The sequence below is a fragment of the Bradyrhizobium sp. USDA 4541 genome (genome assembly GCF_024171085.1).
GTDB lineage: Bacteria > Pseudomonadota > Alphaproteobacteria > Rhizobiales > Xanthobacteraceae > Bradyrhizobium > Bradyrhizobium australafricanum.
Window position 1 is genome coordinate 9,108,017 of sequence record NZ_JALJZF010000001.1, and the last position, 18,925, is coordinate 9,126,941.

Below are 18,925 nucleotides of genomic sequence, written 5' to 3' on the forward strand. Positions count from 1 at the left end.
CTCGTTTTGACGCGGTTTCTTCGTGCGAGGCGGAAGGTCATTTCGCTCGAAAACGCTCTAGTTCTGGAACCTGACCGATGATGCTGGGCTCTGACGTTTCCAGCCTGACCACGACCGCCAAGACCGCCGCCGGGCAGGGTCTGTCGATCGTCGTGCCCGTCTACAACGAGGCGGCCGGGCTTGCTGCGTTGCATGAGCGGCTGATCAACCTCGCCAGGACGCTGCGCGCCCGCTATGGCCTCGCCTGCGAGGTGATCTATGTCGATGACGGCAGCGCGGACAACACGCTGATGATCGCGCGCGGCCTGCCCGCCGACGGGCTCGACCTGCAGGTGGTGTCGCTGTCGCGCAATTTCGGCAAGGAGGCGGCGCTGATGGCCGGCCTCGACCACGCCCGCCGCGGCGCGGTGCTGTTCATGGATGGCGACGGCCAGCATCCGCCGACGCTGGTGGAGCAACTGGTCGCGCACTGGATCGATGACGGCTACGACGTGGTCTATACGGCGAAGGCGCATCGCGACAATGAATCGGCCGCGCGGCGGCTGGCCGTGCGCGGCTTCTACGCGCTGATCAACTGGGGCGCCCGGCAGCAGATCCCGGAGGATGCCGGCGACTTCCGTCTGCTGTCGCCGCGCGCGGCCGCGGCGCTGCGGCAATTGCCGGAGCGCAACCGCTTCTTCAAGGGCCTCGCCAGCTGGATCGGCTTCCGGCAGATCCGCGTCGACTACGAGCCGGCGCCGCGCGCGCATGGCGTCACCACCTTCAATGCCGGCCGGCTGATCGGCCTGTCGATCGAGGGCCTGACCTCGTTCTCGGTGGCGCCGCTGCGCTTCGCCAGCCTGCTCGGCGCGCTGCTCGCCGGCGTAGCGTTCCTGTTCGGCCTCTCGATCCTGTGGGAAGTGCTGACCACCGGCAAGCAGGTCCCCGGCTATCCGTCGCTGATGATCGGCATGATGACGATCGGCGGCGTGCAGCTGATCATGATCGGCATCGTCGGCGAATATATCGGCAAGATCCTCTCCGAGTTGAAGGCGCGGCCGATCTACTTCGTCGCCGAGCACACCGAGAAGCACGCCGACGGCGGCGCGGCGCAAAATGCCTCCGAGCGGACCGCCGCGGAATGAACACCGATACGCCGCGCCGGATCTGGCTGTGTGCTGACGATTATGGCTTGAGCGACGGCGTCAACCGCGCGATCCGCGACCTGATCGAGCGCGGCCGCCTCAATGCGACGTCGGTGATGACGGTGACGCCGGCGATCGGCCGCGATGCGGCCAGCGCACTCACGGCGTCGGTGGCGAACAGCCCGCGCTGCGCGATCGGGCTGCATGTGACGCTGACCGCGCCGTTCCGGCCGCTGACGATGCATTTCCGCCCGCTCGACAGCGACATGTTCCTGCCCTTCCCGCGGCTGCTGCGCGCCGGGCTGATGCATCGGCTCGACGCCGAACTGGTCCATGCCGAGGTGCTGGCGCAGCTCGACGCCTTCCATGATCTGTTCGGCCGCGCACCCGACTTCGTCGACGGTCACCAGCACGCGCAGCTGTTCCCGCAGGTGCGCGACGGCTTCCTGCGCGCCGTGAAGGAGCGCGCGCCGGGCGCCTGGGTGCGGCAGTGCGGCCGCGAAGGCCCGCTGGCGCGCCAGCTGGCGGCGCCGAAAGCGCTGGTGCTGAACGTGCTCAGCACGCAGTTCCGGATCAAGGCGCAGCGAGCAGGCCTGCGGTTCAATCCGGCCTTCGCCGGCGCCTATGATTTTACGCGCGGCAATGATTTCGCGGCGCTGATGCAGGGCTTCCTCGACGGCATGCCCGAGGACGGACTCGTGATGTGCCATCCCGGTTTCGTCGACGAAACGCTGAAGAGCCTCGACCCGCTGACGACGCAGCGCGAGATCGAGCGTGCCTATCTCGCAGGCGACGATTTCCCCGCGCTGCTGGCCCTGAATAAAGTTACACTGGCCTGACAAGGCTCATAGGAATCCGCCGGTCGTATTGTCGCATACATAAATTTAATTCTGGCCCCCACTCCTTGCGCCACAAACCCCGTCCTACATCTCGGACGCGCCGATTCGATCGACGCGATGGAGAACGCCATGACACCGCAAGAACGCCAACTGATCGACGATCTCTTCGACCGGCTCGCCAAGCTGGAGAATGCCCCGCGCGACGGCGAGGCCATGTCCGCGATCATGCAGGGCCTGCGCAGCGCGCCGAATGCGGTCTACGCGCTGGTGCAGACCGCGCTGGTGCAGGACGAGGCGCTGAAGCGCGCCCATGACCGGATTCAGGAACTCGAGGCCGCGGTCGGCCAGCAGCAGACAGCCCAGCAGCAGGGCGGCGGTTTCCTCGATTCGATGCGCGATGCGATCTTCGGCGGACAGGGCCAGCAGCATGGTTCGGTGCCGCCGGTGCGGGCACCCGACATGGGCGGCCGCGATCCGGGCAGCCGCCCGGTCTGGAACTCGGGCCAGGCGATGCAGCAGGCCGGCGGCGGCTATGGCCAGCCTTACGGCCAGCCCGCGCAACCCTACGGCCAGGGCTATGGCGGCCCGCAGCCGCCGGCACTCGGCGGCGCGCCGGGTGGCGGTGGCGGCTCGTTCCTCGGCACGGCGGCGGCGGCCGCGGCCGGCGTGGTCGGCGGCGGACTGTTGCTCTCCAGCATCCGCGGCATGATGGGTGGCGGCAGCCACCAGTCGATGGCCGATGCCGCCGGCCTCGGCGGCGGTTCGCGTCCCTGGGGCGGCGACCAGTCGTCGAGCGACCTCGCGCGCGACGCCGGGGTCAACGACATCGGCTCCAACCGCGACAGCGGCTCGCGCGCCGGCGCGTTCGACCAAGCGCAGGCCGACCGGGACAGTGACGATGATCAAGACGCCGACGACTTCGACAATGATGACGACGGCTTCGACGGCGGCGGCGACGGCGACGACAGCAATTACGCGTAAGCGTCTCACCTGAAACACAAACGGCCGCTCCATCGAGCGGCCGTTTTCATTTGATCAGTCGTAGCCTGGGCGGAAGCTGTTCTCCTTCCCCCTGAAAGGCAGGGGTGTCCGGGGAATGATTCACTGTGTCGCGGTGCATGCTCGGCAGGACCGAGGCAAATCGGTCTTTTCTGGTTGTCGAGACACAGAGGGCCGAGCATGCGATATCGCGGTAGCATTTTTGGAAGGCTGCTTGAACCGATCAATCGACGGCAGTTTCAGACGGTTGTGGATCGTCTGGACGGGGATGCCTACGACAAGTCGTTCAGGAGCTGGGATCATCTGGTGGCGCTGATCTATGCCCAGCTTAGCGGCAACAGCAGTCTGCGCGGGGTGGTGACTGGCTTCAACGCCAATTCGCAGCATCACTATCACTTGGGAACCGGCAAGCTGTCGCGCTCGACGTTGTCCGATGCCAATGCCCGCCGTCCGATCGGCATTTTCGCGCAAACCTTTGCGGCGCTGTCGGCGATGGCGCGTCGCCAGCTGCGGAGTGAAGGCATGGAGATGGTGCGTCTGATCGACGCCAGTCCGATCCCGCTCGGCAAGGTCTGCAGTTGGGCGACGTGGAACGGCCGCATCCGCGGCATGAAGCTGCATGTCGTCTACGACCCAAGGAGCGATGTCCCGACCTGCGTCGAGATGACGGCCGCGAACGTCAATGACATCGAGATCGGCCGACAGACCCCAATCCAGCCCGCCACCACCTATGTGTTTGACAAGGGCTATTGCCGTTTCGACTGGTGGCAGAAGATCAATGATAGCAAGGCTTTCTTCGTTACCCGGGCGAAGACGAGCATCCGTCTTCGCTCGCTCAGGCATCGCGCCATCCGCAAGCGTAACGGGGATGGCTTCGAAATCCTTGCCGATGACGAGGTGAAGCTCACCAGCAAGGGCGATTCGCGCCTTCCAATCCCGCTCCGCCGCATCAAGATCAGACGCGAGAAAGGCGGCAAGATCACACTCCTGACCAACGACCTTGCCCGTAGCGCCGTCGAGATCGCCGCCCTCTACAAGAGCCGATGGCAAATCGAGCTGCTGTTCCGCTGGATCAAGCAGCATCTCGATATTCGCAAGTTCCTCGGCGCCAACGACAACGCGATCCGCCTTCAGGTGCTCGCTGCGATGATTGCCTACCTGCTGCTGCGCATCGCCGCTCACACCAACTGCATCAAAATGCTCCCGCTCAGGTTCGCCGAACTCGTCGGCCAGCTCCTGCTCACGCGTCGATCCCTCGCTGCCATCGACAAACCTCCGCCCATCAACCCCAGCCGTCGGAAATCAACCATCTCACCTGACCAGATGGAGCTCCGCTATGCCTGAATTTCCCCGGACACCCCTGCCTGAAAGGGGGAAGGTCGGGATGGGGGTCAGCCACAAACGCCGCTGCTCGTGGAGAGAGATGATCCCCACCCGCTTTGCTCTGTTGAGCAAAGCGACCTCCCCTTTTCAAGGGGAGGTTGACGCATCGTGCGGCTCGCTGTCCCGGATTTCGCTTCGCTCCATCCGGGCTACAACTTCACATCACAACGACCCTGGCCCCGACATTGACGCGGCCGTAGAGGTCGATGACGTCCTCGTTGCGCATCCGGATGCAGCCGGACGAGACGTTGGTGCCGATCGTCCAGGGCTCGTTGGAGCCGTGGATGCGGTAGAGCGAGGAGCCGAGATACATCGCGCGGGCGCCGAGCGGATTTTCCGGGCCGCCCTCCATGTGCCGCGGCAGATCGGGACGGCGCGCCAGCATTTCCGGCGGCGGCGTCCAGGCCGGCCACTCCTTCTTCGCCGAGATCGTCTTGACGCCGGCCCAGGTGAAGCCGGGCCGGCCGACGCCGATGCCGTAGCGCAGCGCGCGGCCGTCGCCCTGCACCAGATAGAGAAACTTGTTCGGCGTATCGACGACGATGGTGCCGGCGCTTTCCTTGCCGCTATAGTCGACCAGTTGCTTCTCGTATCTCGGATCGAACGGACGCTGCGCCGGATCGCCCGCGGCCTCTTCCTGCTGCCGGAGCATCTGCTGCTGCGGATCCATCGGCGGCAGCTGACGGTTGCCATAATAGCCAGGCTGCTGCTGATACGGCTGTGGCGAATAACCCTGCGACGACGGCGCATCGCCGAACAGGAATTCGATGAAGCCGCCGCCCATGTTGGAGCGCTGCGGCTGCACATAGGCGGTGCGCATCGGCGGCTGCGGAGCGCCCTGATTGGCATAGATGACGGCGGGCCCGGCGGGCGCTGCCGCGTCGATCGCCATGGCGTGATGGGGAACGGCAATAAGAGAAGAAGCGCCGGCGAGCAGCGCAAGCGTGGTTTTCCTGAACATCGACGTACTCTGTACTGGTTTCGTCGTGACGTGATGCGCGCGGCGCCGACTTTGCGCCGTTGCACGTGGTCAATAAGCAATGAAAACCGCATCGGTTTGGTAAACGGATCGGCCGTTTCGATTCACCACATCGGCAATGGAGCGCGGTTTTCCCCGACAGCGTTTATTTTGCGTGAACGGCGCGGCAGCATGGTTAATCGCCGGTATCGCCGCGCTTGCGCGCTATCCGCGCAAACAGTTCCGGCGTGAACCTGACGTTAAATCCGCTCTGTCTAGAACGGACTTCAGTGAAGGGGCGGGAATGAAAATCATGTCAGTGAAGCGCAAGCGTTTTCGTGTCGAGCAGGCGATGGGCGAGGTTGTGATGCCGGAGCCGGATGTTACGGGCGGCGCCGATCTCGGTCCGATGCATCGCGAGATCATGGCCGAGCTTCGCTCGATCCGCGCCCAGATGGCCGCAGCCCCGGCACAGCGCACCGGCGACAGCGTCGATGCGGCGGTCGCCCGCGAAGTCGCCGAGACCCACGCGCTGCTCGAGACCTACCGTGCGCAGGTCGAACAGTGCGAGAAGCTCAAGGTCGAGCTCGACCTGATTCACGACGCGATCAGCCGCACCAAGCGCGAGATCGCCGTGCTGCACGGCAAGAGCTTCAACGGCGAGGAGATGGCCAAGGTCAATGGCGAGCTCGGCGCCGTGGTCGGCGGCACCGAACAGGCCACCCAGCAGATCCTCGAGGCGGTGGAGGCGATCGACCAGGCCGCGTCCGCGCTCGCCAACAACGTCACGCCCGACCAGCAGAAGCGGCTCAGCGAAGATATTCAGGAGCGTGTGGTCTCGATCTTCGAGGCCTGCAACTTCCAGGACCTCACCGGCCAGCGCATCAGCAAGGTGATGCAGACGATGAAGTTCATCGAACAGCACATCAACGAGATGATGAACATCTGGGGCGGCGTCGACGCCATCAAGTCGCACGTCCCGGCGATCGTCGACACCCGCGAGGGCGATGCCCGCCTGCTCAACGGTCCGAAGCTCGACGGCGACGCCGGCCACGCCTCGCAGGACGACATCGACGCGATGTTCAACTGAGGTTCGTCAGATCAACACGAAAAACGCCGGCCCTCGGGCCGGCGTTTTGTTTGAGCGATCGTGCAACTCCCGCGAGGATCGCCGCCTCGCCCTCCGCGCAAGCCGATGGTCGCAACGCGTCGGATCGGTCAAGGCGACTTACCAATCGCAGCATTCTTTATCCTCCGTCGCCATACAACATCGCCATACTGGCTGCCGGCTGGCTCGCCATCTCGCTCGCGCTCGGAGCGGTGGTTGCGCACGCCGTATTCCGGCGCGGTCGCGTCACCTATCATCGGATCATCGGCGCGGCCCTGCTGTATCTGCTGATCGGGCTCGGCTTCGGGACGCTATTCGTCTTCCTCGGGTTGTGGTTTCCGGACGCATTCAAGGGAATGAATTTCGAGGATGACTCAGCCCCTGCGAACTCGGTCTATTATCTCAGCTTCGTCACGCTCACTTCTACCGGCTACGGGGACATCATCCCTGTGCACCCGCTAGCGCGCAGCCTGTGCAATGTCGAGAGCGTGATCGGCCAGCTTTACCCGGCCACGCTGCTGGCGAGGCTCGTTACGCTCGAACTGAGAGGCCAGGGCTCATAAGGCTTGTATTTCACGCTGCGAACCCGGCTCGCGCTACTTCGGGCTTCGGGCGACCGAGCCTCGCTCCCTTGGCACAAACCGCCCTATCGCCTTCAAGTTTTCCGACGTAGATTAGGTGCCCGATGGAAGGGATCGTTCATGGCACCCGGGTGCTTAAAACCGAACCCGTCAAATCACGTCCTCTATGACGAGAAGAGCTTGCTGCGACATCGAGCCGCGGCACCTCCCATCGGCGCTGCAAAAGTCGGATCGGCTCGCCAACCACAACGCGCATTTCAATCGAGCAAATTGCCTCGTCAGCTCAGGCGTCGATGGGTCGAACCGTCGAGCGGTGACGTGGTGCTCCGCATCACTCTGGCTGCGAGCGCGCTCTGGCCGATCCTGCTGTTGACCGTCCTGTTGCTCGAAGCTCAGTAAGGCACGGCAGGCCCGACGGATTGTCGCCGCTGATTGTCATGGATGATTTAGAAGCGGCATTCGACCGGATGCACTACAGTACTGGCGCCCAGTCGCGACCTGAACGCCAGTAGAGTCGTTCATTCATACAAGGCGCAGACCCCTCCCTGCCAGCGCACGCATCTGCGAACGGCTCGGCGAGTTTGACGGACGGTCGTCCTTGCTACGCATACACCATTGATACGCGTCCGGCCCGGACCGCAGCCGACGGCCACCGGTATTGCCATTGTTTCCGTCTGGGGGAGCGGCGCGGGTGTCATGGCTTGCGCAGGTGCTCCAACACACAAAGCGAAGATAAAGACAGCAAACAAGCGGATCATTGTGTTCCTCCATTTAATCCTTTGAGGCACCACAGCTCCACTCCATAGCGATGGAAAGGCCCGGCCTTGACTTGCGTCAAGGCTCGCAGGCATGCGTCCCCTCACCGCAGGCATATGCTACCTGATCACCAGATGAAGTTGCCGAACCACCCATATCGCGGACGTCGCTCCGCAAAATGCGCATAAGGTGACGGCGCGTATCTCCTGGCATGGGCATACTTCCGAGGCGGCTTGGCTTCCCTCGCCTTGCGGCCCGACGATTTTGGCCGCTCGATTTCGGATTTCTGCATCTGGGCAAACGCTTCCCGCTCGCGAACGATCGGGGAAGGCCCGACAGTTTCGGCCGCGGCTGGAGCAGGAATTTCCGCGACCTGTTCAGGAACGATAGTCGGGAGACTGGTGTCGTAAACGACAAGGTCGGGCAGCTTTTCCATCGAACGGATGCGAATGGTCGGACGACTCGAGTCAGGCTGCTTTGCCAGTGGAGAATTGGGGATGGTGGCATCCAGAAGGAATAGCAGCGCGAGCAGCACTCCGCCGATATACAGGAAATACCGCGCCACTGGCATGGATCGCTCCATCCGCCATTGTGCACATCGCCAGGCTTCTTTGCCCAAGGGCACGCATCTGCGCTGAAGCATGGCTCAGCACCGCGTCAGGCGGCTACCGGCCGACGAGACCGCATTGACGTGCGCGTGGTCGACACCAGCGTCCCATTCAAGAACTTCAGGACCTTTGACATAGATCAACAGTATCGCGACAAGGATGAATCAGTCCGATCCTCCGTCTCGACAACATGCATCTTGTGCCAGCGTCGACGGTTGCAAATCCGCTGGCAGGTTTGTTGTCGCGGGTGCATATTACTGCGTGAGGGAAATTGTCATGCGTATGCCGGGAGCCAACATTGGGTGCCGGTTGCATGGGACTTCCGGAATCATTCCGGTCGCCCAGCGCGAGGATTCGCATTTTGGTCCAGCGCCGGATCATACATTCGCGGCCGGCTCGCTGCGTGTGACCAACGTGCAGAGCCTCCTATTAAAAATTGGCAAGCAGTTCGTATCGCAATAGCAATCGCCGCAAGTGCAACAAGCGGCGCGTGGTGGAAGCGAGCGTTTGAGCTTGTGGTGAGGACAGCCAACCGCCGGTAAGCACAGCGCGAGGTCGTCTTTGAAGGTGCGACGATGAGCGCCGGGCTTCTTTCAATCGCGCTGATGGCGTGCGCCTTGCTACCGGATCACTGATTGGGGCGGAGCCACTGGAGTACTCAACACTGGAGATTGAACATGACGCAAAGAATTGTCCGAAATACTGCAATTGCGCTTTCGACTATCGCTTGTGCGACACTGTTCTCCATCACCTGGTCCGAGCGGGGCGGTCTTTCGGCGTCGGTCGAAAGTGCCCAGGCGCGTGTGGGCCGGCCGCTGACGCCCGTGAGCGTCGCCGGCGTCGCGCGTCGTCAGACCCGGCGCGCCGCGTACGGGTACGGGGTGGGCGCGGGTGTCGCCGCTACGGCAGCGGTCGCTGCGGCCGCCGCTACCGCGCCGGCCTATTCCGGCTGGGGCACAAACGATTGGACCAATTCGTATGCCGCCCAGACGGATCCCTACTTTGGCCAGCCCTACTATCCGGCACGAGCCTACCAGAGGATCAGTCCGTATTACGGATATGCCGGATGGACGGAGTACAAGGCAGCCAATGGTATCGGCTGCGAGCCCGGCACGATGACCAAGATGGCTGACGGCCGCATGTACGTCTGTCAGTGAAGCCGGCGCAACGGCAGCGCAAGAGGGCGGCTCCCTGAGCCGCCCTCTTTCACGATGAAGCAGATCAATCCCACGCGGCGACGGGTCGCGCGCGGCGTTGATCTACGTCAACATCGCCTCCCCCTTTTGCCACTGACGATACCTTGGGCCGCATCTGAAGCGGGCTCCATCACCTTCAGTTCACGTGCGATGAGGAGGATCACCATGCGTCGGACGAACATTTTTCCAACCAAGTCAGTGACGGTTGCGGGAATAGCGGCGAGCCTGATGTTGGGGTTTGCAGGCGCCGCTCTCAGTCCAGCACCGGCCAACGCCGTGATTTACTGCACGTATGTCGGTTATCCGGCAGGCTGCGTGGCACGGGCAGGCGTTGTGCTCAGGCCTCGTCCGGTGGCGCGCGCTGCGGTCCGCCACAATGCGGGCGGCAATTTGAATGGCGGCGTCAATCGGGTTGGCGTGCGGCGATAAGGCCGTGTTTGCGGGTCTCCTTCCCTTCTCCCCTTGTGGGAGAAGGTGGCGCGGATGCAATCCGCGCCGGATGAGGGTTGTCGCCGCCTACTCAAATCTCGAAAGGGTCACTCGCGGAGGGAGACCCCTCACCCGGATTGCATCTGACGATGCAATCCGACCTCTCCCACAGGGGGAGAGGTGCGCCGACTATGCGGCGCTATGTCGGCAGATCGCTCGAAGTCCCGCCGTTACGCCCTTGGCGCGCAGCGGACATAGACCATGTTGCCGTAGCGGACCCCGGCGTCCTTGTCGACGAAGCGGGTGATCATGACGCGGCCGTCGAACGAGACGATCTCGCGGTCCTGCTCGCCGGGCGTCGGTCCAGGCGGGCCGATATAGTTCTTGCCACTCGGGGAACCCTTCAGCCGCAGTTCCTGCGGGGTGGCCTGGTCGGCCAGATGCATGATGACGCCGCCGTTCTGGCCGGCGCCGATCACGTAAGGCTGCTTGCACTGGCCGCGCGCGGCGGCCTCGGTGCGGGCGCGATCGGCGGGATTCTGGAACGAGGCGAGACCCCAGCGGCCGACGATCTCGTCGGCGCGGATGCTCGCGGGCATTTCGGGGGCGACCCCCGGCTCGGCTGGCGCCGGCTCAGGGTTCGACGACAACGACGGCAGGCTCATGCTGCCGCACGCCCCCAAGAGTGTCGTCAGCGCCGAAACAGCCGCGAACCGTGCGACCAATCGCGCGTTGAATGACCTGATCATATGCATCCCCCGACTATGTCCCGGCCGCACCCGTCCTGCAGCCAAGCGTAAAACTTAAGACGGAGCAATGACGTCTGACAAAATTACGTCATCGCTACGATTTGGTTTCTGGTCCACCATCCTATATTGGCCTCACCAAGGCCTTAACCCGTTTGCTTGACAGAAACTGCGCCAGGCCATATTTCCCGGCCCACAATTAGCACTCTCGCACCACGATTGCTAAGAGCGTCGGGCGTCCTGCCCAGCGCCGACCGGGCCGGCATCCAACGCCGGTCCCGATGAACCGGACCTGAAACCGAGCCTCCAAGAGGGAACGTCATGGCTAAATCCACCTTCCGCCCCCTGCACGACCGCGTCGTGGTCAAGCGTATCGATGCCGAGGAGAAATCCAAGGGCGGCATCATCATTCCGGACTCGGCGAAGGAGAAGCCGTCCCAGGGCGAGATCGTCGCCGTCGGCCCGGGTGGCCGCGACGAGGCCGGCAAGCTGATCCCGATCGACCTCAAGGTCGGCGACCGCGTGCTGTTCGGCAAATGGTCGGGCACCGAGGTCAAGCTCGACAACCAGGAGCTCCTGATCATGAAGGAGTCCGACATCATGGGCGTGCTGGCCTGATCGCCATTCAACCGCGCGACCGCACCACTCGCATCGTCATGCCCGGACTTGATCCGGGCATCCATCACGCTTCCGAAGAGTTCTTACCAAGGCGATGGATCGCCGGGTCAAGCCCGGCGATGACGAGCGCGGAAACGGCAAGCGCGTCTCTCAAAACTGACAGGAGTTCAAACCAATGGCTGCCAAGGACGTAAAATTCGCCGGAGAGGCCCGCGACCGCATGCTGCGCGGTGTCGACGTGCTCGCCAACGCTGTGAAGGTGACGCTCGGCCCGAAGGGCCGCAACGTCGTCATCGAGAAGAGCTTCGGCGCTCCCCGCATCACCAAGGACGGCGTCACCGTCGCCAAGGAGATCGAGCTCGACGACAAGTTCGAGAACATGGGCGCGCAGATGCTGCGCGAGGTCGCTTCCAAGACCAACGATACCGCCGGTGACGGCACCACCACCGCGACCGTGCTGGCGCAGGCCATCGTCCGCGAGGGCGCCAAGTCGGTCGCCGCCGGCATGAACCCGATGGACCTCAAGCGCGGTATCGACACCGCGGTCGCGGCCGTGATCAAGGACATCGAGAAGCGCGCCAAGCCGGTCGCCTCCTCGTCCGAAGTCGCCCAGGTCGGCACCATCTCGGCCAATGGCGATGCCGCGATCGGCAAGATGATCGCGCAGGCGATGCAGAAGGTCGGCAACGAGGGCGTGATCACCGTCGAGGAGAACAAGTCGCTCGAGACCGAGGTCGATATCGTCGAGGGCATGAAGTTCGACCGCGGCTACCTCAGCCCCTACTTCATCACCAACGCCGAGAAGATGACCGCCGAGCTCGAGGATGCCTACATCCTGCTGCACGAGAAGAAGCTGTCCGGCCTGCAGTCCATGCTGCCGGTGCTGGAAGCCGTGGTGCAGTCGGGCCGTCCGCTCTTGATCCTCGCCGAGGACGTCGAGGGCGAGGCGCTGGCGACCCTGGTCGTCAACCGCCTGCGCGGCGGGCTCAAGGTCGCCGCCGTCAAGGCGCCGGGCTTCGGCGATCGCCGCAAGGCGATGCTGGAGGACATCGCGATCCTGACCGGCGGTCAGCTGATCTCCGACGACCTCGGCATGAAGCTCGAGAGCGTCACGATCAACATGCTCGGCCGCGCCGGCAAGATCGTGATCGACAAGGAGAACACCACGATCGTCAAGGGCGCCGGCAAGAAGAAGGACATCGACGCCCGCGTTGGCCAGATCAAGGCGCAGATCGAGGAGACCACCTCGGACTACGACCGTGAGAAGCTGCAGGAGCGCCTCGCCAAGCTCGCCGGCGGCGTTGCGGTGATCAAGGTCGGCGGTGCGACCGAGGTCGAGGTCAAGGAGAAGAAGGACCGTGTCGAGGACGCGCTGAACGCGACCCGCGCCGCGGTGCAGGAAGGCATCGTGCCGGGCGGCGGCGTCGCGCTGCTGCGCGCCAAGAAGGCGGTCGGCCGGCTCACCAACCCGAATGCCGACGTCCAGGCCGGCATCAACATCGTGCTCAAGGCGCTCGAAGCTCCGGTCCGCCAGATCTCGGAGAACGCCGGTGTCGAGGGCTCGATCGTGGTCGGCAAGATCCTCGAGAACAAGTCGGAGACCTTCGGCTTCGACGCCCAGACCGAGGACTATGTCGACATGGTCGACAAGGGCATCATCGACCCCGCCAAGGTGGTGCGCACCGCCTTGCAGGACGCCTCCTCCGTGGCCGGTCTGCTCGTGACCACCGAAGCCATGGTCGCCGAACTGCCAAAGGACGCGGCGCCGGCAATGCCGGGCGGCGGCGGCATGGGTGGAATGGGCGGCATGGGCGGCTTCTAAGCCTCCCCCATCCCTATCGAGATCGAAGGCCGCCTCCGGGCGGCCTTCTTTTTTGCAGTTTGATTACGATCGGGATGCAAGGATCATCTGATGTCCCGCGACGCCAAATCACTGACGTCAACGCTCGTGCTGTTCTACGCGATCGGCGCACTGCTTGCGCTCGGCGCCTATGCCCTGGACAGCCTCGATGATCTTGCGGTCGTCTTGACGTTCTGGCTCAGGCAAACGCTGACGTTTGTCGTCCTCGGCGTGGGTTATGGCGTCTATTACGTCATTTCGGGTTCTGCCGGTCATCGTCCAAAAGCGCCGTTGCGATTTCTGGACATCTCGTTTCTGGCCGCTGCTTCCACGCTTGGGGTTGGCATCCTCGTGCACAGCTGAGCGATCCTTGACGCGACGGCCTGACAGTCCGTTACGCCACGCAGATGTCCGGCACCGCCACCTTCTGGAACAGGTGCGGCGAGGCTACCGCCGAGGCCGGATAGGCCGAGAGCTTGGCCCTGAACTCGGGGTTCATGAAGGCGGCGCGGAAGGCGGCGGTCGATTCCCAGACCGCGTAGTTCAGATAGGCCGGGCTCTCGCCGAGCGCGCGGTGCAGCTGGGTCGAGATGAAGCCCGGCTGCCGCTTCATGATGGCGGCGTCGTCCTGCCAGGCCTTGAGAAACGTGTCCTCGTCGGCCGCATCGAGCGTGAAGAGGTTGACGAGCACGACGTTGCTGGCATCGACCGCGAGCTGGCGGTCGATCGGGAAAGCGGGGTCCAGGGGGCGCATCTGCGGCATGGTTGGCTCCGTTCGATATGGTGTTATGATGTCATTCCGGACTGATGGATACATACAGAAATTGACATCATGGTGTCAATACGTTTATATGGTGACAAATGCCGAATGCAAAACGAACGCCGGCGGGTGAAGCCCTGAGCACCCTGATTCCCGACCTGTTCAGGCTCAACAGCCTGCTGTTCACATCAGGCGACCGGCTGGTGGCCGGGCTCGGGCTGACCAGCGCGCGCTGGCAGATCCTCGGCGCCATCGTCGCCACAGAGCGCCCGCAACCGGTCGCATGGCTGGCGCGCGACCTCGGCGCTGCCCGACAGAACGTGCAGCGGATCGTCAACGACCTCGAACGGGACGGGCTCGTCGCCTTCGAAACCAACCCGCATCACCGCCGCGCCCAGCTCGTCGTGCTGACCGCCAAGGGGCGGCAAAGCTTCGACGCGGCCATGCGCCTGCAGCTGCCTTGGGTGAACGGCCTCGCCGACGGGCTGTCGATGAAGGACCTCGAAACCGTGAGCCGGGTCGTGACGGTGCTGCGCGGCCGACTGGAGGGCGGCGAGGAACCTGACGAACGCACATGACCGCGATCGCGGCGCGCGGCCGCCGTTAGGCGGCCTTCTTTTTTGGCCAATGACATGGAGGTTTGCTAGTTACGACGGAACCGATTCTGCCCTTCGAGGACTTATCGTATGCGCGCGCTCCCGCTCCTGCTGCTCGGTCTTGCCGTCACCTCGGCGCCTGCCCTCGCCCAGATGAAGCTGCAATCGAAGGCGGCTCCCGCCAATGGCCCCGAGACGCGCTATTTCACCTCGATCGACGGCCTGATGGACGGCAATGCCGACGTCGTGCTGAAGGAAACCCGCCAGGGCAAGACCGTGACCGCGGCCGTGCTCGACGTCTGCTATCCCGCCGACAAGAGCTCCGACCGCAAGGACCGCTTCGTCGCCAACCTGACCGTCAGCGGCCAGACGCTTTCCGGCACCGCCCAGAGCGTCGCCGACAAGCAGCCGGTCACCATCAAGCTGAACCGCAAGCAAACCGGCGACGGTTTTGAGTTCCGCGGCCAGATCACGATCGGCCAGACCGTGACCGAGGTCGCCTCGACGGACAATTCCGATCTCAGCGAGAAGGAATTCCAGGACAACCAGGCCACCGAGGACGGCATCACGCCGCAGCCGAAGGATTTCACCGACGTTTCGCCGGAATCGATCGGTGTGCGGGTGAAGCTCGATGCGGCGGCGGATTTCCTCAAGAGCCTGAAAGGCGAGGCCGTCGAGATCGGCACCTCCAGCCTTGCGGTGACCTGCGATGCGATGCGCTCCGGCGAGCAGACCATCAACCTCACCGTCGATCCCGAGCACGCCGGCGCGCTGCTCGCCAAGGCGAAATCCGCGCCCGGCGTGACCGCGGCCGGCTGGACCAGCGGGGTGGTCGAGATGGACCGCACCATCCGCTTTGCTGCCGCCGATTGGCGCGAGGGCGACAAACTCAACCATGACAAGCTGGCAACCGCGATCGCGGGCGTGCTGGCGAAGACGCTTGCCGCAAAGCCCGCCTCGGCGACGTGGAACGCGAACACCGGCAAGCTCAAGCTGGTGCTGAAGCGGCCCAGCGCGATTTACCCGGCACTCGGCCTCACCCAGAATTACGAGATCACTGCCCTGGTCTCACCCGACAAGCCCGGAAGCTCTGACCGGCTGATGCTGTGGGTCTCGAGCCCCACCGTTTCGACATCGGACGACAGCGCCGGCGCCAAGCTCAATCTGTCCGACGATTCCAGCAGCGACGAGGAAGGCAGCGAGACCAGGGACGACAACGGCGCGATCGACGCGCTGCTCAAGGAGTTCAAGGGCCAGCGCTGGGACGCCGACAAGTCGGTGTGGCGGTAAGGCCGCCGCTGTCGTGAGTTAAGCCGCCTTCGTCTTCAGCGGCACGACGTTGTCGCGCACCGCCTTCGGGGTGGCGTCCGGACCGGACTGAAGCATCCCGTCGCTTCTGACGAACAATTCGGAACGAGGCTCGATCGCAGCGCGATCGAGCAGCGCCCGCAGCTCGGGACGAAGTCCGTCGCCGCGCAGCGCGGCGATCGCATCGAAGTTGCGCATGATGTTCTCCTGCGTGATCGCAATCAGATTCTCGCATTCGTCTTTCGCGAGCCACCCGCTTCCCGATTCCGCGACGACGCTCGAGAAGCCGTGCTAAGCGCCATATCGACACAGCGGAATCTCGTTTGAAACTCGATCGCTCGCCCGATCTGAAATCGGGTGGTCCGACACGCATCTCAAAATGCCTAATGCGCGCATCGACACCGCGCCGGTCGCGATGCCGGCAACACGCAAATGGAGACGAAGAGATGTCGGAGGAAAACAAGAAGGTTGTAGGCCGCTGGTTCGAGGGCTTTTGGGGAAACCCGTGGAATCCGCGCATCATCGAAGAGCTCGCGACGCCAGACATTATCGTGCACTACCCGATGCATGAGCCGAAGAAGGGCCGCGCCGCGGTCACGCAATTCATCACCGAGTTTCGTGAGGCGTTTCCGGATCTGAATTTCTGGGGCGTCGGCGATCTCGTCGCGGAAGGCGACCTCGTGGTCGGCCGCTGGGAAGGCGGCGGCACCCACACCGGGCCTGCGTTCAGCGACTTCCGGCTCGGCTCGTTGCCCGCGGCCTCCGGCCGCAAGATGACGTTCGCCGGCACCACCGTGCTGCGCGTGCAGGACGGACGGATCGCCGAGGAGCTCGGCCAGGAAGATGCGCTGACCGCCATGTTCCAGCTTGGCCTCATTCGCTTGCCTGAACAGAGCGGCTACGCCGGTTGACCGGCGGCTTCATCGACGATCGCATCACGGCTACCCGAACGCACGTTTCGTGCGTTCGGGTAACGCAATCGAACAGCTCATTGAAATCGAAGCTCTCTAACGCGCAGGCTCGCTGGACAGATTCCAATGTAGCCGCGCCCGCACGGCATCTCGCGAGGCGGTGCCGGCGCATTCTCTCCACAGCAACTCAGCATCAAGGCGGAAAAATCAGGCACGTCGTCGTGCCGTGCGCGAGCAATCTTCCCTTCCCGTCGGTGACCCTGCCTTCGGCGGTGCCGATGCGACGGCCGCAATTGAGCACCCGGCCCTCGGCCCTGATCGGACCGGTGTCGGGCGTGATCGGACGCACCAGCGAGATCTTGAACTCCAGCGTGGTCTGGCTGGTGCCGGCATCGAGCATCGACTGCACCGCAAGCCCCATGCAGCTGTCGAGCAGCGTCGCGGTGAGGCCGCCATGCACGGTGCCCGCCGGATTGAGATGCGCGTCGGTCGGCACCAGCGTGACGACAACGCGGCCGCGCTCGGCCTCGGCGACGTCATAACCGAGTGTCCGCGCGATGGTGTTGAGCGGCAATGCGCCGCTGGCGAGGCCCTGCACGAATGCGAGGCCGCTCATCTTAAGCTTCTGTTCCGCGCTAACGGTACCGTAGCTCTTGGCCATTGCCGATCTCCATCGGGGTTTATTGGATCGCGACGGTTGGCCGCTTGCGCCGCAGCGATGCGGCGGAGCGGCCGTAGAGTTTTGCGAATGCGGCATTCATGCGCCGCGCGCTGGAGAAGCCGGCGCGCTGCGCCACCAACGCAAGCGGCAGCGCGCTGCCGTCGATCAGGCGCTTGGCGCGCTGCACGCGCAGCGACAGCGCGACCTGGAGCGGCGAGGCGTCGAGATGCTCGGCGAACAGACGCGACAGATGCCGCGCGCCGACGCCGAGCCGCCCTGCCAACGCCTCGACATTGCCGCGGTCGAGCGCGCCCTCCTCGATCAGCGCCAAGGCGCGCTCGACGGTGGTCCTGGTGCCTTTCCAGGCCGGACAGAACGGTGCCGCCTCGGGACGGCAGCGCAGGCAGGGCCGGAAGCCAGCACGCTCGGCTGACGGCGCGCTGCCATAGAACCGCACATTGCGCGCGAGCGGCGTGCGCGCCCGGCAGACCGGGCGGCAATACACGCCGGTGGTCTTGACCGCGACGAACACGACGCCGTCCCAGGCCGGGTCGCGGCGCTGAAAGGCTGCATATTGTGCGGCGAAATCGAGCATGCGACCGCTATAGCCCCGCCGGCGCGCCGCGACGACCCGCTTTGCGGAGACGACGTCCGGAAACGACCGCTGTATGCGGAAGATACCCGGGCATCTACGGGGCCTGCGACCAAAAGACTTCGTGCCGCCGCAGTTCGGTCACCGAAAATTAAGGCTCGATTTAGTTTCGAGGATCATGCTTCGCGCCATCGAACACAGGTCACGCCATGCAAGACCGCGAGCCGATCAACGCTGCGAGCATCTGGCCGACAGATGTGACGGAGGGTCATTCGCCGGCACAGACGGCGGACCTCTGGGATGTCACCGGCGAGAACCACGACGCCGCCCTGCTGCTGCGGGAGCCGTTTGCCGACCGCATCGGCACCGCGCTCTTGGCAGCGACCGCACTCGCCGCAAGCTTCGTGCTGGGATGGACCGGCGGAGCCAACTGGCACGACCTTGCAGCTCCCGCCCCGGTGCCGGTGGCCCAGAAGGAAGCGCCGGCCCCGCACATTGCGGAGGTGGCGCCGAGCCGAAAGAACGAGGGCCCGCGCCGGGCCGCGTCCAACGCCGACCCCGTCGTCACCGGCAGCATTCCCAAAACCACACCGGCCAGCCCGCGCCCGCTCGCCTTGGGCGCCGCGCCGACGACCTTGAATGCACAGGCCGCCGCATTGGGGCCGAAGCAGCCGGCGGCGGCGCCGGAGACGCGGCCGAGCACCATTCCCGGATGGTCGGTGGTCGAAGTCCGCGACGGCACCGCCGTGCTCGAGGGGCCCGAGGGCGTCAAGATGGCCGCGCGCGGCGATGTCGTGCCCGGCCTCGGACGGGTCGATTCCATCGTGCGCTGGGGCAACCGCTGGATCGTCGCCACCGCAAGCGGACTGATCGCAACGCCTTGAGCGTTTTGTCTTGACGCGTTTCCTTGAC

Annotated in this window: 23 protein-coding genes; 16 read left to right on the forward strand and 7 right to left on the reverse strand. The window is 64.4% G+C overall.

Features of this window, described 5'->3' with window-relative positions; genetic code table 11:
* The first annotated feature begins 77 nt into the window (after window positions 1-77).
* The 4 genes from J2R80_RS42965 (at window position 78) to J2R80_RS42980 (ending at window position 4,306) form a co-directional block, all read left to right on the forward strand.
* Window positions 78-1,124, forward strand: coding sequence for a glycosyltransferase family 2 protein (locus tag J2R80_RS42965; RefSeq protein ID WP_057016655.1), 1,047 nt, complete (start codon window positions 78-80; stop codon window positions 1,122-1,124).
* On the forward strand, window positions 1,121-1,963 hold the full coding sequence (locus J2R80_RS42970; RefSeq protein ID WP_076825586.1) for a ChbG/HpnK family deacetylase: 843 nt from the start codon (window positions 1,121-1,123) through the stop codon (window positions 1,961-1,963). The genes J2R80_RS42965 and J2R80_RS42970 overlap by 4 nt, the downstream gene beginning before the upstream one ends.
* A 129-nt stretch (window positions 1,964-2,092) precedes the next feature.
* Window positions 2,093-2,944 (forward strand): DUF2076 domain-containing protein, encoded by an 852-nt coding sequence (locus tag J2R80_RS42975; protein ID WP_076825594.1) that lies wholly within the window; start codon window positions 2,093-2,095, stop codon window positions 2,942-2,944.
* 198 nt (window positions 2,945-3,142) lie between these two features.
* The gene (locus tag J2R80_RS42980; protein WP_057015126.1) at window positions 3,143-4,306 is read left to right on the forward strand and encodes an IS4 family transposase; all 1,164 of its coding nucleotides are present in this window, start codon (window positions 3,143-3,145) and stop codon (window positions 4,304-4,306) included.
* 196 nt (window positions 4,307-4,502) lie between these two features.
* On the opposite strand, the gene J2R80_RS42985 is transcribed toward J2R80_RS42980, so the two are convergent.
* The gene (locus J2R80_RS42985; RefSeq protein ID WP_076827521.1) at window positions 4,503-5,306 is read right to left on the reverse strand and encodes a L,D-transpeptidase; all 804 of its coding nucleotides are present in this window, start codon (window positions 5,304-5,306) and stop codon (window positions 4,503-4,505) included.
* 310 nt (window positions 5,307-5,616) lie between these two features.
* Here J2R80_RS42985 and J2R80_RS42990 point away from each other — a divergent pair, with 310 nt between their 5' ends.
* Entirely contained in the window at window positions 5,617-6,393 is a 777-nt protein-coding gene (locus tag J2R80_RS42990) for a protein phosphatase CheZ (RefSeq protein ID WP_076827745.1), read from the forward strand.
* A 50-nt stretch (window positions 6,394-6,443) separates the two neighbouring features.
* Window positions 6,444-6,974, forward strand: a complete 531-nt coding sequence (locus tag J2R80_RS42995) for a potassium channel family protein (RefSeq protein WP_244558798.1) — start codon at window positions 6,444-6,446, stop codon at window positions 6,972-6,974.
* 901 nt (window positions 6,975-7,875) lie between these two features.
* Here J2R80_RS42995 and J2R80_RS43000 read toward each other — a convergent pair.
* A complete protein-coding gene (locus J2R80_RS43000; protein ID WP_083715002.1) occupies window positions 7,876-8,319 on the reverse strand; it encodes a hypothetical protein in 444 nt (147 codons plus the stop codon).
* Between the two features lie 313 nt (window positions 8,320-8,632).
* Between J2R80_RS43000 and J2R80_RS43005 the strand changes: the two genes are divergently transcribed.
* The 3 genes from J2R80_RS43005 to J2R80_RS43015 all read left to right on the forward strand — a co-directional run bounded on the left by J2R80_RS43005 (window position 8,633) and on the right by J2R80_RS43015 (window position 9,981).
* On the forward strand, window positions 8,633-8,818 hold the full coding sequence (locus J2R80_RS43005; RefSeq protein WP_141339601.1) for a hypothetical protein: 186 nt from the start codon (window positions 8,633-8,635) through the stop codon (window positions 8,816-8,818).
* Between the two features lie 215 nt (window positions 8,819-9,033).
* Entirely contained in the window at window positions 9,034-9,513 is a 480-nt protein-coding gene (locus J2R80_RS43010) for a hypothetical protein (protein WP_244558799.1), read from the forward strand.
* Window positions 9,514-9,702: 189 nt separating this feature from the next.
* The gene (locus J2R80_RS43015) at window positions 9,703-9,981 is read left to right on the forward strand and encodes a hypothetical protein (protein WP_141339615.1); all 279 of its coding nucleotides are present in this window, start codon (window positions 9,703-9,705) and stop codon (window positions 9,979-9,981) included.
* A 230-nt stretch (window positions 9,982-10,211) separates the two neighbouring features.
* Here J2R80_RS43015 and J2R80_RS43020 read toward each other — a convergent pair whose 3' ends face one another.
* Window positions 10,212-10,730, reverse strand: a complete 519-nt coding sequence (locus tag J2R80_RS43020; protein ID WP_026192247.1) for a hypothetical protein — start codon at window positions 10,728-10,730, stop codon at window positions 10,212-10,214.
* 318 nt (window positions 10,731-11,048) lie between these two features.
* Here J2R80_RS43020 and J2R80_RS43025 point away from each other — a divergent pair, with 318 nt between their 5' ends.
* The 3 genes from J2R80_RS43025 to J2R80_RS43035 all read left to right on the forward strand — a co-directional run bounded on the left by J2R80_RS43025 (window position 11,049) and on the right by J2R80_RS43035 (window position 13,548).
* Window positions 11,049-11,345 (forward strand): co-chaperone GroES, encoded by a 297-nt coding sequence (locus J2R80_RS43025; RefSeq protein ID WP_018269780.1) that lies wholly within the window; start codon window positions 11,049-11,051, stop codon window positions 11,343-11,345.
* Window positions 11,346-11,520: 175 nt separating this feature from the next.
* The gene (gene groL / locus J2R80_RS43030) at window positions 11,521-13,167 is read left to right on the forward strand and encodes a chaperonin GroEL (protein WP_038388056.1); all 1,647 of its coding nucleotides are present in this window, start codon (window positions 11,521-11,523) and stop codon (window positions 13,165-13,167) included.
* Between the two features lie 90 nt (window positions 13,168-13,257).
* Window positions 13,258-13,548, forward strand: a complete 291-nt coding sequence (locus tag J2R80_RS43035) for a hypothetical protein (RefSeq protein WP_076827527.1) — start codon at window positions 13,258-13,260, stop codon at window positions 13,546-13,548.
* Between the two features lie 31 nt (window positions 13,549-13,579).
* Here J2R80_RS43035 and J2R80_RS43040 read toward each other — a convergent pair whose 3' ends face one another.
* Complete coding sequence (locus J2R80_RS43040) at window positions 13,580-13,948, reverse strand: antibiotic biosynthesis monooxygenase (RefSeq protein ID WP_076827529.1); 369 nt, start codon at window positions 13,946-13,948, stop codon at window positions 13,580-13,582.
* A 98-nt stretch (window positions 13,949-14,046) separates the two neighbouring features.
* Here J2R80_RS43040 and J2R80_RS43045 point away from each other — a divergent pair, with 98 nt between their 5' ends.
* Window positions 14,047-14,523: a MarR family winged helix-turn-helix transcriptional regulator gene (locus J2R80_RS43045; protein WP_057018090.1), complete on the forward strand. Its 477-nt coding sequence runs from the start codon at window positions 14,047-14,049 to the stop codon at window positions 14,521-14,523.
* A 108-nt stretch (window positions 14,524-14,631) separates the two neighbouring features.
* Complete coding sequence (locus J2R80_RS43050) at window positions 14,632-15,831, forward strand: hypothetical protein (protein WP_076827531.1); 1,200 nt, start codon at window positions 14,632-14,634, stop codon at window positions 15,829-15,831.
* An 18-nt stretch (window positions 15,832-15,849) separates the two neighbouring features.
* Here J2R80_RS43050 and J2R80_RS43055 read toward each other — a convergent pair whose 3' ends face one another.
* Window positions 15,850-16,047, reverse strand: coding sequence for a hypothetical protein (locus J2R80_RS43055; RefSeq protein ID WP_076827533.1), 198 nt, complete (start codon window positions 16,045-16,047; stop codon window positions 15,850-15,852).
* Window positions 16,048-16,295: 248 nt separating this feature from the next.
* Here J2R80_RS43055 and J2R80_RS43060 point away from each other — a divergent pair, with 248 nt between their 5' ends.
* The gene (locus J2R80_RS43060; RefSeq protein ID WP_076827536.1) at window positions 16,296-16,760 is read left to right on the forward strand and encodes an ester cyclase; all 465 of its coding nucleotides are present in this window, start codon (window positions 16,296-16,298) and stop codon (window positions 16,758-16,760) included.
* Between the two features lie 193 nt (window positions 16,761-16,953).
* On the opposite strand, the gene J2R80_RS43065 is transcribed toward J2R80_RS43060, so the two are convergent.
* On the reverse strand, window positions 16,954-17,421 hold the full coding sequence (locus tag J2R80_RS43065; protein WP_076827538.1) for a PaaI family thioesterase: 468 nt from the start codon (window positions 17,419-17,421) through the stop codon (window positions 16,954-16,956).
* A gap of 19 nt (window positions 17,422-17,440) precedes the next feature.
* Window positions 17,441-18,016, reverse strand: a complete 576-nt coding sequence (locus tag J2R80_RS43070) for a bifunctional transcriptional activator/DNA repair enzyme AdaA (RefSeq protein ID WP_076827540.1) — start codon at window positions 18,014-18,016, stop codon at window positions 17,441-17,443.
* 206 nt (window positions 18,017-18,222) lie between these two features.
* Between J2R80_RS43070 and J2R80_RS43075 the strand changes: the two genes are divergently transcribed.
* Entirely contained in the window at window positions 18,223-18,897 is a 675-nt protein-coding gene (locus J2R80_RS43075; protein ID WP_076827542.1) for a hypothetical protein, read from the forward strand.
* Window positions 18,898-18,925 lie beyond the last annotated feature (28 nt).

Bases quoted from the DNA above. Each gene is read 5' to 3' on its own strand.
- J2R80_RS43000 (WP_083715002.1), bottom strand. From the start codon at position 8,319: ATGCCAGTGGCGCGGTATTTCCTGTATATCGGCGGAGTGCTGCTCGCG.
- J2R80_RS43060 (WP_076827536.1), top strand. From the start codon at position 16,296: ATGTCGGAGGAAAACAAGAAGGTTGTAGGCCGCTGGTTCGAGGGCTTT.
- J2R80_RS42970 (WP_076825586.1), top strand. From the start codon at position 1,121: ATGAACACCGATACGCCGCGCCGGATCTGGCTGTGTGCTGACGATTAT.
- J2R80_RS43055 (WP_076827533.1), bottom strand. From the start codon at position 16,047: ATGCGCAACTTCGATGCGATCGCCGCGCTGCGCGGCGACGGACTTCGT.
- J2R80_RS42965 (WP_057016655.1), top strand. From the start codon at position 78: ATGATGCTGGGCTCTGACGTTTCCAGCCTGACCACGACCGCCAAGACC.
- J2R80_RS43065 (WP_076827538.1), bottom strand. From the start codon at position 17,421: ATGGCCAAGAGCTACGGTACCGTTAGCGCGGAACAGAAGCTTAAGATG.
- J2R80_RS43010 (WP_244558799.1), top strand. From the start codon at position 9,034: ATGACGCAAAGAATTGTCCGAAATACTGCAATTGCGCTTTCGACTATC.
- J2R80_RS43005 (WP_141339601.1), top strand. From the start codon at position 8,633: ATGCGTATGCCGGGAGCCAACATTGGGTGCCGGTTGCATGGGACTTCC.
- J2R80_RS43020 (WP_026192247.1), bottom strand. From the start codon at position 10,730: ATGATCAGGTCATTCAACGCGCGATTGGTCGCACGGTTCGCGGCTGTT.
- J2R80_RS43025 (WP_018269780.1), top strand. From the start codon at position 11,049: ATGGCTAAATCCACCTTCCGCCCCCTGCACGACCGCGTCGTGGTCAAG.
- J2R80_RS43035 (WP_076827527.1), top strand. From the start codon at position 13,258: ATGTCCCGCGACGCCAAATCACTGACGTCAACGCTCGTGCTGTTCTAC.
- J2R80_RS43015 (WP_141339615.1), top strand. From the start codon at position 9,703: ATGAGGAGGATCACCATGCGTCGGACGAACATTTTTCCAACCAAGTCA.
- groL (WP_038388056.1), top strand. From the start codon at position 11,521: ATGGCTGCCAAGGACGTAAAATTCGCCGGAGAGGCCCGCGACCGCATG.
- J2R80_RS43075 (WP_076827542.1), top strand. From the start codon at position 18,223: ATGCAAGACCGCGAGCCGATCAACGCTGCGAGCATCTGGCCGACAGAT.
- J2R80_RS42985 (WP_076827521.1), bottom strand. From the start codon at position 5,306: ATGTTCAGGAAAACCACGCTTGCGCTGCTCGCCGGCGCTTCTTCTCTT.
- J2R80_RS43070 (WP_076827540.1), bottom strand. From the start codon at position 18,016: ATGCTCGATTTCGCCGCACAATATGCAGCCTTTCAGCGCCGCGACCCG.
- J2R80_RS42990 (WP_076827745.1), top strand. From the start codon at position 5,617: ATGTCAGTGAAGCGCAAGCGTTTTCGTGTCGAGCAGGCGATGGGCGAG.
- J2R80_RS42975 (WP_076825594.1), top strand. From the start codon at position 2,093: ATGACACCGCAAGAACGCCAACTGATCGACGATCTCTTCGACCGGCTC.
- J2R80_RS42980 (WP_057015126.1), top strand. From the start codon at position 3,143: ATGCGATATCGCGGTAGCATTTTTGGAAGGCTGCTTGAACCGATCAAT.
- J2R80_RS43050 (WP_076827531.1), top strand. From the start codon at position 14,632: ATGCGCGCGCTCCCGCTCCTGCTGCTCGGTCTTGCCGTCACCTCGGCG.
- J2R80_RS43040 (WP_076827529.1), bottom strand. From the start codon at position 13,948: ATGCCGCAGATGCGCCCCCTGGACCCCGCTTTCCCGATCGACCGCCAG.
- J2R80_RS43045 (WP_057018090.1), top strand. From the start codon at position 14,047: ATGCCGAATGCAAAACGAACGCCGGCGGGTGAAGCCCTGAGCACCCTG.